The following is a 13,456-nucleotide window of genomic DNA, read 5'->3' as shown; positions in this document are numbered from 1 at the left end:
ATCAGCCCTTTCCTACGAAGCCGGGGATCTGGGTGAACTTCTCCAGCGACTGGGCGATCACCGTCGCCATCAGGGCGATGCAGACATAGATCACCGTGGCCGCCGTGAAGGCCTCGAACCCCTGGAAAGTGAACTCCGCGATCTGTTGGGATTGCGCCGTCAGCTCCAAGAGGCCGATGGTCAGCGCGAGGGAGGAGTTCTTGAAGATCGTCAGGAATTCCGAGGTCATGGGCGGCACGATCAGCCGGAAGGAGATCGGCAGCAGCACATAGCGATAGGTTTGCGCGGTCGAGAACCCGTTGGCATAGGCCGCCGCGGTCAGCCCCTTGCCCACGGCCTGGATCCCGGCGCGGACCTGCTCGGCCACGCGGCTGGCGGTGTAAAGCCCCAGCGCCACGACCGCGGTCACGTATTCCGGGTTCGGCATGTCGCGCTTCATCCAGCGGCCGATATCGTCGGGCATGATTTCGGGCACGGCGAAGTACCAGATGAACATCTGCACCAGCAGCGGGACATTGCGGAACAGCTCCACATAGCAGGTGCAGATAAAGGCGATGGGCTTGTTCGGCAGGGTGCGGCCCACGCCGATCACGATGCCGAGGCTGAGCGCGATCACCCATGCGGCAAGGGCAACCGCGAAGGTCCATTGGACCCCTGAGATCAGCCAGCCGAGATAGGGATCAGCCCAGAGGACCGACCAGTTCCAGTTATATTCCATGGATGTGTTTCCGGGGCGAGGAAAAGAGCGAGGCGCACGCTGGGCGCGCCTCGCGACAGGGTCTTATTCCGGCAGGGCGTTCAGGGCGAAGGACGCCTGCAGCAGCGGGGTTGCGGGCACGCCGAGCGGGTCGAACCACTTGGAATAGATCTCCATGATCTCGCCGGTGCGGAACACTTCGGCCAGCGCGGCCTTGCCCACCAGTTCAAAGGCGCTGTCATTGCGGCGCACCATAAGACCGTAAGGGTCATAGGAGAGGAAATCGCCCACGACCGCGAAGTCTTCGGGGGTCTTGGACTTGGACATCAGACCATAGAGCAGGATGTGGTCGGTGGCGTAGACATCGACCCGGTCGGTTTCCAGCGAGAGCATCCCCTCGGCATGGTCCCGAACGGGCAGAACCTTGACGTCCTCAAGACCGAGCTCTTCGATGGCGGCCTTCACGGCCAGCTCATTGGTGGTGCCCTGCGCCAGAGCCACGGCCTTGCCGCCCAGATCCGCGACCGAGGAAATGCCGCTATCCTTGCGGACCATCAGCTTGGTGCCGGTCACGAAGGTGGTGGCGAGGTACTCGACCTGCTCCTGCCGGGACAGCTTGTTGGTGGTCGAGCCGCATTCCAGATCGATGGTCCCGTTCGCCATCAGCGCCAGGCGCGTCTTGGGGTTCACGGGGACGTAGCGGACCTCAAGCTCCTTGCCGACGGTCTCGGAGACCTTCTCGACGATCTTCATGCACAGATCGATGGAATAGCCGATCGGCTGCTGGTTCTCGTCGAGATAGGCAAAGGGCACCGAGCTTTCGCGGTGGCCCAGCGTGATCACGCCGCTCTCGGCGACCTTGGCCAGCGTGCCGGTGAAATCCTCCGCCGCGGCAGGGAGGCTGGCGGCAAGGCCGAGCGCCCCGGCCAGAGCGAGTTGCGTCAGTTTCATGGAGTATCTCCTTGTTGGATGAGGAAGGTCATGCCTGAGCCTCAGGCATATCGAAGGGGGGCGGGCCCCCGGTCTGGGCCGGGTGGCCGCCGGTGGGCAGAAAGAGGATGTCGGACAGGCCGTCGAACCGGCCCGCGCGGGACTGCGCGATCAGGCCTGCCAGGGCCGGGCCCGACGCCTCGGGGTCGAGGGTCAGACCCTCGAGCCGGGTCAGAAGCTGGCGCGCCTTGTGGCTGGCAAGCGCCGGCGGGGCCGGGTGGAGCCGCAGGGCCCGGCGCGGGATCACCACGCCCGCCCCCAGCAGATCCGCCGTGGCGGTGGCAAGCCCGTGGATCCGGTCTGTCTGTGTGTCCCGATGGGCCCGCACGCTGATCCCCTGCAGATCGATCTCGCTGCCAGTGGAGCACAACCCGACCAAGAGGCCAGCCTGACGCCCGCCGCTCTGCGTGGGATGGATCAGCGCGTCGAAGCGGATGCCCGAATCCTGGGCCTGTTTGCTGAGTTCCGCCGCACATGCCACATAGCCGAGCGCGCCCAGAGCGTTGGAACCGCCCTCGGGGATCAGGTAGGGCTGCGCGCCCTCGGCCCGCAGGCGGGCAACCAGTGCCGTCGCCTCGGTCGCGGTGGGGGCCGCGTGGCAGTCCAGCCCGAGCTGCGCCGAGGCCGCCTCGGTCTGGCGAAGATGGGCCGTCCGGGCCGCGCCATGGGTCACGACGCAGGACGCGCCGATCCGCAGGGCCTCGGCCAGCAGAAATTCGAGGGTGCGCGGCGCACCGCCGCCGCCTGGAACGGAACCCGCGCGATCCTCGCGCTTGATCCAGACCCGGGGCCCGCCGAGATGCTCGGATAGCCGGTCCAGCGGCAGGATCGGCGTCGGGAACTGCCCCAGCCGCACCCGGGGATGCACCTCCAGGGCGCGCTCCAGCATGGCGATCTGGGCCCGGGTCTCGGGACCTTTGGTGAGGTCTGCGACGGTCAATTCTGTTCCCAACTCGTACCTGCGAGAAGGCTAGACCGAGAATTCCCGCCGGAAAAAGTGCCGACTTGGCATAGTAGCCATACCATTGGTAAGGGTAGCCATGGATACCCGCCTGCTCGAAGACGCGCTCGCCCTGATCGAAGAGGGCACGATGAGCGCGGCCGCCCTCCGCCGCAATGTCACCCAGCCCGCCTTTTCGCGGCGGATCAAGGCGCTGGAGCACTGGCTCGGCGCGCCGCTGGTCGAACGGCATGTGAACAAGGTCGTGCTGACCGAGGCGCTGCTGGCACGCGAGGTCGAGATCCGCGCCATCCTCGAGACGCTGAACCAGTTTCGGCGCAGTTCGGGGAGCACGCGGCGGAGCTTCATCGCCGCGGCCCAGCATTCGCTCGCCACCTCGGTCTTCCCCGAGATCTATCCCCGCATCCAGGCGCTGGACGGGATCGACCGGGTGCGCCTGCGGACCCGCAATCAGGACGAGATCATCGCGCTCTTTCTGAAATTCGAAGTCGATCTGATCCTGAGCTACCAATATGAGGGCGCGCCGCGCCTGCCCTTTGACGAGACAGTGATCCGGCGCACCTGGCGGCGGGATTCCCTTGTGCCGGTGGTGGGCGGGGCGCTGCGCTTCCTGCTGGCCGAGGACCAGACCCTGACCGAGCCGGTTCCGGCCCTGCGTTATCCCGCCGAGAGCGAGTTCGGCCGCATCATCGGGGCCTATGCCCCGGCGCGGGACCTGCTGCGCGACGAGGTGGTCGTGGTCGAAAGCGCATTCGCCGCCAGTGTCGTCTCGCTGATCAAGCTCGGGGCCGGGGTGGGCTGGGTGCCGCAATCGCTGGTGCGGGACGAGATGCGGCGCGGCGAGGTGGTGCCGATCTCGGCGGCCTATGGCCGGATCCCGCTGGACGTGGAGCTCTCGACCCATCGCACGAATGCCATGGGACGGCTGGTGCTGGATACGCTTGTGCCCGCCTGAGGTCACGCGCGCCACGGGCCGCGTGGTCGGCGTCTAGGCGTCGGGCGCGGCGTCTGCCATCGCGCGCAGGGTGTGGTCGAGCCCGTTCATGATATGCGCCGTCAGCACGGATTTCGCCCGACCCGCGTCCCGGGCAAGGGCGGCGTCGAGCATGGCCTGATGCTCGGCCATGGCGGCTTCGCCCCGATTGGTCAGCACCAGCATCTGGTAGCGCAGGTACTTGTCATAGAGGATCGCGTGCAGGCTCAGCAGGTTGCGGGACTCGCAGGCCTCGATCAAGGCGAGGTGAAATTCCCAGTCATAGCGCTTCCAAAGCTCGGTCTTGGACAGATCCCCCGCGCCGATCTGTCGCTCGATCAGGTGCAGCTTGTGATGGGCGGCGACCAGACGCCCCTCCCATTCCGTGTCGCCCCGGGCGAGGGACTGTTCCAGTGCATCGCATTCCAGCAGCACCCTCAGATGCGCGATCTCTGCCAGATCCTCGGGGCTGACCGGGGTGACGAGGAACCCGCGCTGCGCGGGGGCGTCCACGAACCCCTCGCTGGCCAGCCGGTTCAGGGTCTCGCGCAGGGTCGAGAGGCTGGCGGCGTAATCCGCGCGCAGGCGTTCAAGCTTGAGCTTGGCCCCGGGGCGAAGCACGCCGAAGATGATGTCATGCTTGAGCCGTTGATAGGTGGTCGCGCCGACGGTGGCGGAGGTGGCGCCCATGCCCTGTCCCCTTCGCTGGAGGTCTTCTCGGAAACCTTAGGCAAAACGCGAAACATATTCAACTCGGCCAAAAATCGGCAAACTTTCAAAATATCATATAGAATTGCCAGACCCCGAGAATCCGGGTAGCGTCCTACCGGAGCCGCCAGACAGAGCCGCAAAGGCCGGGCGGAACAGGGAGGAACAGCGCCTATGCCGCAAGCCGTGCCGCTTGCCATAGCAGGCTTCGGTCTGGTCGGTCGCCGTCATGCGGAGGCCATCGCGCAATGCGGGACGGCGGCGCTCGTGGCGGTGATCGAGCCGGAGCCGGCGGCGCAGGATGCGGCCCGCGCGCTCGGCTGCGCGGTCTATGCGGATCTCGACGCGTTTCTGGCCGCCGGGGGCGCGGCGGGGCTGATCCTGGCGACGCCCAACCCGCTCCATGTGGCGCAGGGGCTGCGCGCGGTGGCGGCGGGGTGTCCGGTGCTGGTGGAAAAGCCCATCGCGACCCGGGCCGAAGACGCGGTGCAGCTTATCGCGGCGGCGGAGCAGGCGGGCGTGCCGCTCCTGGTGGGGCATCACCGGCGTTACAACCCGATCATTCAGGCCGCGCAAGAGGCGATTGCCCGGGGCGATCTGGGTGAGACCCGCGCGGTGCAGGCGACCTGCTGGTTCTACAAGCCCGATGCCTATTTCGACATCGCGGACTGGCGCAAGCGCCCCGGCGCCGGGCCGGTGGCAGTCAATCTCGTTCATGACATCGACCTGCTGCGCCATCTGTGCGGCGAGGTCGTCTCGCTGCGGGCGGTCGCGGCTCCGGCGCGCCGGGGCTATGAGAACGAGGATCTGTCCAGTGCGATCCTGACCTTTGCCAATGGCGCGATCGGCACGGTGAGCGTGTCGGACAGCATCGCCGCCCCGTGGAGCTGGGAGATGACGGCGCGCGAGCATCCGATCTATCCGCCCACCTCGGAGAGTTGCTATATGATCGGCGGGTCGCGCGGGGCGCTCTCGTTGCCGGATCTGCGGCTCTGGCATCACGGCGCGGGCGAGCCGGATTGGTGGGCGCCGATCTCGGCCACCAGCCTGATGCGCGCGGCCACGGACCCGCTGGTCAACCAGATCGCCCATTTTACCGATGTCATCGCCCATGGCGCGACCCCGCTTGTGTCGGGGCGCGAGGGGCTGCGCACGCTCGAAGTGATCGAGGCGATGCAGCTGTCCGCCGCCGAGGGACGGGACATCGCGCTTCAGCCCGCCGCGCCGAGGGAGGTGGCGCAGGCGGGCTGATCCGCGCGCGACGCGAAAGAGCTTGATGAAACGGGGGGATCGCAGATGATTGACCCCCACGGGACAATGAAAACGATAGGGAGGATATCATGTTTTCTGGGATCACGAGACGGGCGGCGCTGAGCGCGGCCCTTGCGGCGGGAATGGTCGCCGCGACCACGGGTGGCGGGCTGGCCGATGGCCACAAGATGACCTTTACCATGGCCACGGCAGGCTCTGAGACGGATCAGCGGTCGCAGGCCATGGCGCAGGTCTTTGCGCCCATGGTCGCCGAGTTTGCCGAGTTTCAGCCCGGTTATAACGCGACGCTCTTTGCGCAAGGTACCGAGCTTGAGGCGATCAGCCGGGGCAACCTGACCATGTCCATCGCTTCGGCGCAGGAGCTGGCGCAGTTCTTCCCCGAATTCTCGATCTTTGCCACGGGCTATGTCCATCAGGATGCCGCCCATCAGGTGCGCGTCTTCAACGACCCGCTGATGGATCCGTTCAAGAAGACGGTCGAGGACGAGCTGGGCGTCAAGCTTCTGTCGGTGATGTATCTCGGCAAGCGCCATGTGAACCTGCGCCAGACCCGCGAGGAGCTGGACGTGCAAACGCCCGAGGATCTGGCCGGGGTGAACCTGCGGATGCCGGGCACGGATGCGTGGCAGTTCCTCGGCAAAGCGCTGGGGGCGGCCCCCACACCCATGGCCTTCACCGAGGTCTATACAGGTCTTTCGACCGGCGCCGTGGATGGGCAGGACAACCCGCTGCCCACGGTGGTGGACGCCAAGTTCTATGAGGTGACCAAGCAGATCGCGCTGACCTCCCATCTGGTGGACCTGAACTACATCGCCTTCTCGAAAGAGGTCTGGGACGGGCTCTCGGCGGAGCAGCAGTTGCAGGTTCAGCGGGCCGCCGATGCCGCCGCCGCCTGGGGCCGGCTGAAGCAGCTCGACAAGGAAAACAACCTGGCCGACTTCATCCGCAGCAAGGGGGTCGAGATCTACACCCCGGATCTGGATGCGTTCCGCACCCATGTGCAGGCCCAGTATGTGGGCAGCGAAGTGGCGTCGAGCTGGCCCGATGGCGTGCTTGAGAAGATCAACGCGCTCGGCAACTAAGCGCCGCGCCCGACACACTCGCGGGAGGACCCCATGCGTTTCATCACAAGATGGTTCACCCGCGGGACAGAGTTCATCGCCGCCGCGCTTCTGGCGGCGATGTTCATCACCTTCCTGCTGCAGATCTTTTCGCGCTACGTGCTGGTGCAGCCCTTTGGCTGGACGCTGGAGCTCTGCCTGATCCTCTGGGTCTGGATCGTGTTCTTCGGCAATGCCTTTCTGGTGCGCGAGCGGGATCAGGTGACCTTCGACATTCTCTATCTCGCCGCCCCGCGCCGGATCCGCCGGGTGCTGGCCCTGATCGCGGCGGGGTCGATCGTGGCCGGGCTGGTCTGGTCGGCCTATCCGACCTGGGATTACGTGGACTGGATGAAGATCCGCAAGACCACCACCGTGCGCAACCCGTTCACCGGCGACAAGATCCCGATGCGGACGATCTTTTCCATCTATATCGTGTTCATGGCGGCGGTGGGCCTGCGCTATGCGTGGCGCTTCGTCGATGTCTGGCGCAACGGGCCCCCGGATGCGGATCACGAGCTGCCCGGCCACGAGCATGGCCCGCCCGCGATCCGGCAGGGGGATGAAGCGGTATGAGCCTCGAGCTCGCCCTGTGCCTGATCGCGCTGTTCGGCCTTGCGGGGATCGGGACGCCCATCGGCTATGCAATCATGCTGGCCTCGCTGGTCTATCTCGGCATGTCCGGCAAGGATCTGGCCCTGACGGGCGAGAAGATCCTGCAAGGGCTCTATGGCAGTTTCATCCTGCTGGCGGTCCCGCTTTTCATCGTGGCGGCCAATATCATGAATGCCGGCTCGATCAGCGACCGGCTGCTGAATTTCTGTATCGCCGTGGTCGGGCGGTTCCGGGGTGGGTTGGGCCATGTGAATGTCATGGCCTCGCTGATCTTTTCCGGCATGTCCGGCTCGGCGGTGGCCGATGCGGCGGGGCTGGGCAAGATCATCATCGGCATGATGACCAAGGAGGGCCGCTACAGCCGCGGCTATGCCGCCGCGATCACCGCCGCCACGGCGACCATCGGCCCGATCATCCCGCCCTCGATCCCCATGGTGCTCTATGCGCTGGTCTCCAACAGCTCGATCGGCGCGCTGTTTCTGGCAGGCATCGTGCCGGGGCTGGTGATGGGCGGGGTGCTGATGGGGATGAATTACCTGATCTCGACCCGGCGCGGCTTCGCCCGGGAAGAGCCCGTGCCCCTGCGCGATCTGCCCCGGGTGACGGGCAAGGCCTTTCCCGCGCTTTTGATGCCGGTGATCCTGCTCTACGGGATCTATGGCGGGGTGACGACACCCACCGAGGCCGCCGCCGTCGCCGCGTTCTATGCGCTGATCCTGGCGGCGTTCTTCTATCGGGCGCTCTCGATCAAGACGCTTTACGAGATCTTCGTGGACAGCGCCCGGTCCTCGGCGGCGGTGGGGATCGTGATCGGCGGGGCGCTGATCCTGAATTTCATCGTGATCTCGGAAAACATCCCCGCCATGCTCTCGGCGGCGCTGACCGGGCTCGAGATTCACCCGCTGATGTTTCTCTTGCTGGTCAATGTGCTGGTGCTGCTTCTGGGCTGCGTGCTGGATGCGACGACGATCATTCTGGTGATCGTGCCGCTCTTCATCCCGACCTGTCAGGCGCTGGGGATCGATCTGGTGCATTTCGGCGTGCTGGTGGTGGTGAACTCGATGATCGGGCTGATCACGCCGCCCTATGGCATCCTGCTCTTCGTGATCAACGCGGTCACGGGCATTCCTCTCAAAGAGATCATCGCCGAAATCTGGGCCTTCCTCGCGGTGCTGGTCGCAGCGCTCGTCTTCCTGATCCTGTCGCCGGATGTGGTGCTCTGGCTGCCGCGTGTCTTCGGCTATCAGGGCTAGGGCGCGGGGCTACGGGAACTGCGCGCGCAGGGCGGCGGTCGCCTCGGCCAGAAGGACCAGATCGACCCCCACGGCCGTGAACTGCGACCCGCCCGCGATGTAGCCCTGCGCGGCTTTCGGGTCGAGCGCCATGATCCCCTTGGGCACGCCAAGCTTGGCCAGCCGGGCAAAGGCGTCGTCGATCGCGGCCAGAACCTCCGGATGGTCGAACTGGCCCGGATAGCCGAGGCTCGCGCTCAGATCCGCAGGGCCAATGAAAACCGCGTCTACGCCCTCGGTCGTCGCGATCTCTTCCAACGCCGCGAGCCCCGCGACGGTCTCGACCTGCAGCACGAGGCAGAGCTCGGTCTCGGCCTCGGTGAAGTAGCGGTCCACCTGGCCATAGCGGGTCGCCCGGGTCATCCCGGCCATGCCGCGGATCCCGTGGGGACCATAGCGCATGGCGGATACCGCGTCCCGGGCCTGGGCGGCGGTCTCGATATAGGGCACCAGAAGGGTCTGCGCGCCCATGTCGAGCAGGCGTTTGAACAACACCGGGTCATTGGCCGCCGGGCGCACGATGGCCGAAACCTCCGGGGTCTGGCCGATGGCCTGCAGCGCCGGCAGGACCTCAACCGTTTCCACCGCCGCATGTTCGCAATCCACCAGCACCCAGTCGAACCCGGCCCCGGCCAGCATCTCGGGGATGGTATTGCCACCCACGGTGTTCCAGATCCCGAGCTGATGCGCCCCGGTGGTCAGGGCGGCTTTGAACCGGTTCTTCGGCATGTCCATGGGGCGTGGCCTTTCCTGAGACGGCGGAGCCCGACTGTAGACCCAAGGGGCGGGGCGTGACCAGCGCCTTGGTCCGGGCGGCAGCGACGGGCGGCGCGGGGAGGGCACTGGACTTGCCCCGGACCACCGCGTCAAATGCGGCCATGGCAGATGCGGATATCCTGACCCTTGGCGAACCCCTGATCGAGATGGTGCGCCTGCCCGGCCCGCCCTCGGATGCGCCCGATGCGCTGGGGCTCTTTCAGCAGGGGGTCGGGGGCGACACGCTGAACGCGGCGGTGGCGGCGGCGCGGGCGGGGGCCCGGGCCGGGCTGCTGGGGGCGGTCGGAGGCGATCTGCTGGGGGATGCGGTGCGCGGGTTCTGCGCCGAGGAGGGGGTCGCGACCACCCATCTTCTGTGCCGGACCGAGGATCCCACAGGGCTCAACGTGATCGATCCGGACCCGGCGGGGCGGCGGTTTGCCTATGCGCGGCGGGGCTCGGCAGCCAGCTTCTACGGGCCGGACGACCTGCCGGTTGCCGTAATCGAGGCGGCCCGGGTGCTGCACGTGTCGGCGGTGAGCCAGGCGATCAGCCGCCCCATGCGCGAGGCGGTGTGGCGCGCGGCACAGATCGCGCGATCGGCCGGGACGCTGGTCTCCTATGACCTGAACCTGCGGCTCAGCCTCTGGTCGCTGGAGGAGGCGCGGGCCTGCATGACGGCATTTCTGCCCATGGCGGATATCGTCTTGCCCTCCGAGGATGAGGCCGCGCTCTTTCTCGGCCATGAGGATCCGGAGGCGACGCTGGCCTATTTCGAGGCGCTGCCGGCCCGGCATGTGGTGTTCAAACGGGGCAGGGCGGGGGCGATCCTGTGCAGCGGCGGGGCGCGGCATGTGATCCCGGCCATCTCCGTGGAGGCTGTGGACAGCACCGGGGCCGGGGATTGCCTTGCGGGTACGTTCCTCGCCGGTCTGGTGGCCGGGTCGGATCCGGGCGCGGCGGCAGCGCAGGCGGTGCGGGCCGCCGCCGAGACGGTGCGCGCCTATGGCGCGACCGCCGGGCCCTTGGCATAGGGCGCCCCGGTACGGGGCGCGGGCCGGGGATCCGGACACTATATATATCCACGCCAAATACGGCGATGCCCGCCCCTGGGGTCGGATCAGATCAGCGGGCCGCCGAGACTGGTCCAGGCGTCCTTGGGCGGGGGCCATTGGCTGGCCTCCCAGCGCATGTGGAACGCATTGCCGCTGATCCCGGTGCAGACCACCTCGATATGGTCGCCATTGACCAATGCGGTGGGGCTGTCGATGACCTGCCCGCCCAGCGGGGCCCAGTCGCTCCAGCTCCCGCCAGTGCCCCGGATCGCGAAGACCCCGCCGGAAATCCCCGTGGCGAAGATCACCACGTGATCTCCCGTGCTGACGGCGCAGGGCGGGCCCATGATCTGGCCCCCGAGATCGGTCCAGCCCGTGGCCGATGGGCGCCACCCCCCGCTGCCCAGCGTCTTGGCAAAGAGCTTGCCGCTGATCCCGCGCCCGCAGACGAGGATCCCGCCATCATGGGCGCAGCCATGGGGATCGGCGCTGAGCTGTCCGCCGAGCTCGGTCCAGCTCGGCTGGCTCTGGGTGAGGGCGTCCTTGGGGATCAGGGCATGGACCGGCATGCCCGTCGCGCGGCGCGTCACCACATGGAGCCCGTCGGGACCGGGGATGCCATGGGGACGTCCCTCGAACGGGCCGCCCAGCCGGTGCCAGCCGAACAGGGACGGGGCCCAGCCGGTGCTGCGGCTCTGCTTGACGAAGATATCGCCCGAGATGCCACGCACCAGCGCCTCGTTGAACGCACCGCTCTTGCTGGGCGCGACCTCGCCGAGGATCTCGCCGCCCATATTCTGCCAACTGGCGGGCGACCATGTGCCATCGGCGGCCATGCGCTTGTGAAAGGGCGCGCCGCTGACCCCGCGCACCCAAACCGACAGCTCGTCGCCCGCCTGAGAGACCGTGGGGCGGTCGGTGATCTCGCCCCCCATATCCCACCATTCGGTGCGGGCAGGCAGCCATGTGCTCCCGGTTCGGCGCTTGTGGAGGGGCGATCCATCGGCCTTGCGCGCAAAGACATGCAGATCGCCGCCGCTTACCCGCGCCACATCAAGCCGGGGCGCCCGGTTCCAGCTGATGCGGATCCGCGCCTCCTGCCCGGTGATGTCGAGCACCTCGATCTCCAGCCCGTTCTCGTGCCCGCCGTAAAAGGCTGTGTCGCTGGCCTCCAGCTTCTGACCCGTCCGCAGGGAGCGCAGCTCGGTCGCCTCGCGCGGCTGGCCCGAGATCAGGGTGACCTGCGGCTCCGCCTCGCCCGGCGCGCCGCCTTTGATGTCGGTGCCGTTCACGTGATAGACGAAGACCCCGTTTTCCAGCGGATTGCGCAAGTTGCGGTCGAACCGGATCGCGCTGCCATCGGGTGTGCGACCATTCCGGGTGCGGTATTCAACGATGAAGAACTCGCCGGGGCGGCGGTTCTTTTCGGGCCGGATCACCAGCGCATTGCCCGGCGCTCCATAGGTCGGGCGCAGCGTGATCTCGCGGCTGGCAAAACTCGGCTCCACAAGCTGCGGGTCGGTCCAGTTGAGGAAGAACTTGAGAAACCCGTCGAAGTGGGGGCTGTCGAAATGCAGGGCCATGATGCTGGCATCGCCGAGATAGCCGAGCGCATCCTCCTGCGTCACGCGCGTGCCATCCACCCGGCGGTTGTAATAGTCGCCGATCCCGAAGAAGAGATGCCCAAGCTCATGGGCATGGAGCTGCGCCGAGGACGCGCCTGGGCCCTGCGAGCTGAGCACGATCTCCTGAAAGGGCATGCCGGGGGCCAGCTCGGTCGCCACGGGCAGGGTGCGTTTCACCGCGCGGTTGACCTGGCTTGAGCAGACATAGACCGAACCGCCGCCCCCGGTCGGAAAGGCCCAGTCGGCGATTTCGGTCAGGCTTTCGGCGTCGTCCCAGTCATGGTCCGGCCCCGCCTCGATCTCGGTGATGAGATCCGCGATGATGTTGCGGCGATGGATGTTGCCATACTCACGCAGCACGGGATTGCCGTTCCCGGTGCCGAAGCGGGCCGGGTCGCGGCCATGGATCCGGAAGGCGGCGTAGCCTGTGTAGCTCTCGGGGGACATGAAGTCCCCGGGATTCTCGAGCACCCCGCTCGCCGCGTTGTAACGCGGCTGGATCCCCTCGAGATTGCCGCGCCAGTCCCGCGGATTGGGCAGGATCCCCGAGCGGACGCGGTACTCGAAATCGAGGCGCTCAAAACTGTTTTCGCGGTAAAAGGCCCGGGCCAGATCCATGGAGGCGCGGGTCGATTGCACCAGCGTGCGAAGCGCGGTCAGCCCGCCCATCCCGTCGGCATAGAGATAGGTCAAAACGGGCAGGCGGATGAGACGGGTTTGCCCCTGCTGTGACAGCCGGTTGCGGCTGCGGTCATGGGCTTCTTTCTTGGAAAATCCGGCAATATCGGACTCGATAAGGCGCATAAGGCTCACCTTTCAAATTGGTACATATTTAAAATCGGCTCTCGTCGGGATCCCGGAAATATCGGGCCCGTGGCGGGACAGTGCCCGGTCCCGCATGGCTTGGCAACTGTTTCTGCATCCATAACAAAACCGTGAAAACGACCGGATCACACGCTACCTGCACCGGGCCTTGGAGGGGCCTGCCGCGATCAGCCGCGGCGACCCAGGCACCCACCGCGCCGGGGGGATCCGCAGGCCCGGCGCGATCCCCGGACTGGGGCGAATTGTGCCATCTAAGGTCTCTCGCTAAGGGGGATGCTTTGCTGTATTGCTGATCGGAACGGCGCCACCCAAGGCGCAGACTGCAAGATCCGTAAGGGCATATTATGAGCCACGGGGGCCCTCTCCTTTTCATTATCGCATTGCTGCCATTCATTGGCGCCCTCATGCCCGGGGTGATGATCCGGGCCGGGCGAACCGCATGCGCCTCTTTCACGGCCGTTCCCACGGCGCTCGCCTTTCTCATGCTGCTGTCGCTGGCGCCCCAGGTGCTCGACGGGCAGGTGATCCAGGCCGAGGTGCCATGGTTGCCCCAGCTGGGCCTTTCGGCGTCGTTCTTCCTTGACGGG

Annotated in this window: 13 protein-coding genes; 7 read left to right on the top strand and 6 right to left on the bottom strand. The window is 66.7% G+C overall.

The window, feature by feature from the left end; all coding sequences use genetic code 11:
* Window position 1: 1 nt before the first annotated feature.
* The 3 genes from ACP15I_RS21725 to ACP15I_RS21715 form a co-directional block, all read right to left on the bottom strand.
* A complete protein-coding gene (locus tag ACP15I_RS21725) occupies window positions 2-718 on the bottom strand; it encodes an amino acid ABC transporter permease (RefSeq protein ID WP_424968847.1) in 717 nt (238 codons plus the stop codon).
* A 63-nt stretch (window positions 719-781) separates the two neighbouring features.
* Window positions 782-1,648: an amino acid ABC transporter substrate-binding protein gene (locus ACP15I_RS21720; protein ID WP_424976660.1), complete on the bottom strand. Its 867-nt coding sequence runs from the start codon at window positions 1,646-1,648 to the stop codon at window positions 782-784.
* Window positions 1,649-1,676: 28 nt separating this feature from the next.
* Window positions 1,677-2,627: a pyridoxal-phosphate dependent enzyme gene (locus ACP15I_RS21715; RefSeq protein WP_424976659.1), complete on the bottom strand. Its 951-nt coding sequence runs from the start codon at window positions 2,625-2,627 to the stop codon at window positions 1,677-1,679.
* Window positions 2,628-2,727: 100 nt separating this feature from the next.
* Between ACP15I_RS21715 and ACP15I_RS21710 the strand changes: the two genes are divergently transcribed.
* Entirely contained in the window at window positions 2,728-3,603 is an 876-nt protein-coding gene (locus ACP15I_RS21710; RefSeq protein WP_424968850.1) for a LysR family transcriptional regulator, read from the top strand.
* Window positions 3,604-3,636: 33 nt separating this feature from the next.
* On the opposite strand, the gene ACP15I_RS21705 is transcribed toward ACP15I_RS21710, so the two are convergent.
* A complete protein-coding gene (locus tag ACP15I_RS21705; protein ID WP_424968851.1) occupies window positions 3,637-4,311 on the bottom strand; it encodes a GntR family transcriptional regulator in 675 nt (224 codons plus the stop codon).
* Between the two features lie 192 nt (window positions 4,312-4,503).
* Between ACP15I_RS21705 and ACP15I_RS21700 the strand changes: the two genes are divergently transcribed.
* The 4 genes from ACP15I_RS21700 (at window position 4,504) to ACP15I_RS21685 (ending at window position 8,569) form a co-directional block, all read left to right on the top strand.
* The gene (locus ACP15I_RS21700; RefSeq protein WP_424976658.1) at window positions 4,504-5,580 is read left to right on the top strand and encodes a Gfo/Idh/MocA family protein; all 1,077 of its coding nucleotides are present in this window, start codon (window positions 4,504-4,506) and stop codon (window positions 5,578-5,580) included.
* A gap of 89 nt (window positions 5,581-5,669) precedes the next feature.
* Window positions 5,670-6,683 carry a TRAP transporter substrate-binding protein DctP gene (gene dctP / locus ACP15I_RS21695; RefSeq protein ID WP_424968853.1) on the top strand — a complete coding sequence of 338 codons (1,014 nt, stop codon included), beginning with the start codon at window positions 5,670-5,672 and terminating at the stop codon, window positions 6,681-6,683.
* Between the two features lie 33 nt (window positions 6,684-6,716).
* Window positions 6,717-7,277, top strand: coding sequence for a TRAP transporter small permease (locus ACP15I_RS21690; RefSeq protein WP_424976657.1), 561 nt, complete (start codon window positions 6,717-6,719; stop codon window positions 7,275-7,277).
* Window positions 7,274-8,569 carry a TRAP transporter large permease gene (locus ACP15I_RS21685; RefSeq protein WP_424976656.1) on the top strand — a complete coding sequence of 432 codons (1,296 nt, stop codon included), beginning with the start codon at window positions 7,274-7,276 and terminating at the stop codon, window positions 8,567-8,569. The genes ACP15I_RS21690 and ACP15I_RS21685 overlap by 4 nt, the downstream gene beginning before the upstream one ends.
* Window positions 8,570-8,578: 9 nt before the next feature.
* On the opposite strand, the gene ACP15I_RS21680 is transcribed toward ACP15I_RS21685, so the two are convergent.
* The gene (locus ACP15I_RS21680) at window positions 8,579-9,343 is read right to left on the bottom strand and encodes an HpcH/HpaI aldolase family protein (RefSeq protein ID WP_424976655.1); all 765 of its coding nucleotides are present in this window, start codon (window positions 9,341-9,343) and stop codon (window positions 8,579-8,581) included.
* 143 nt (window positions 9,344-9,486) lie between these two features.
* Here ACP15I_RS21680 and ACP15I_RS21675 point away from each other — a divergent pair, with 143 nt between their 5' ends.
* Window positions 9,487-10,398 (top strand): sugar kinase, encoded by a 912-nt coding sequence (locus ACP15I_RS21675; protein ID WP_424976654.1) that lies wholly within the window; start codon window positions 9,487-9,489, stop codon window positions 10,396-10,398.
* Between the two features lie 86 nt (window positions 10,399-10,484).
* Here the strand turns inward: ACP15I_RS21675 and ACP15I_RS21670 are convergent, their stop codons facing one another.
* A complete protein-coding gene (locus ACP15I_RS21670) occupies window positions 10,485-12,848 on the bottom strand; it encodes a hypothetical protein (protein ID WP_424976653.1) in 2,364 nt (787 codons plus the stop codon).
* Window positions 12,849-13,273: 425 nt separating this feature from the next.
* On the opposite strand from ACP15I_RS21670, the gene ACP15I_RS21665 reads away from it, so the two are divergent.
* Window positions 13,274-13,456: hypothetical protein (locus tag ACP15I_RS21665; RefSeq protein WP_424976652.1), on the top strand; the 183-nt coding region annotated here is incomplete at its 3' end.

It is taken from the genome of Dinoroseobacter sp. S124A, from assembly GCF_049801015.1.
In the GTDB taxonomy this organism is placed as follows: domain Bacteria; phylum Pseudomonadota; class Alphaproteobacteria; order Rhodobacterales; family Rhodobacteraceae; genus Dinoroseobacter.
The sequence above is the reverse complement of the archived record's forward strand: the minus strand, read 5'-3'. Positions and strand labels throughout refer to the sequence as shown.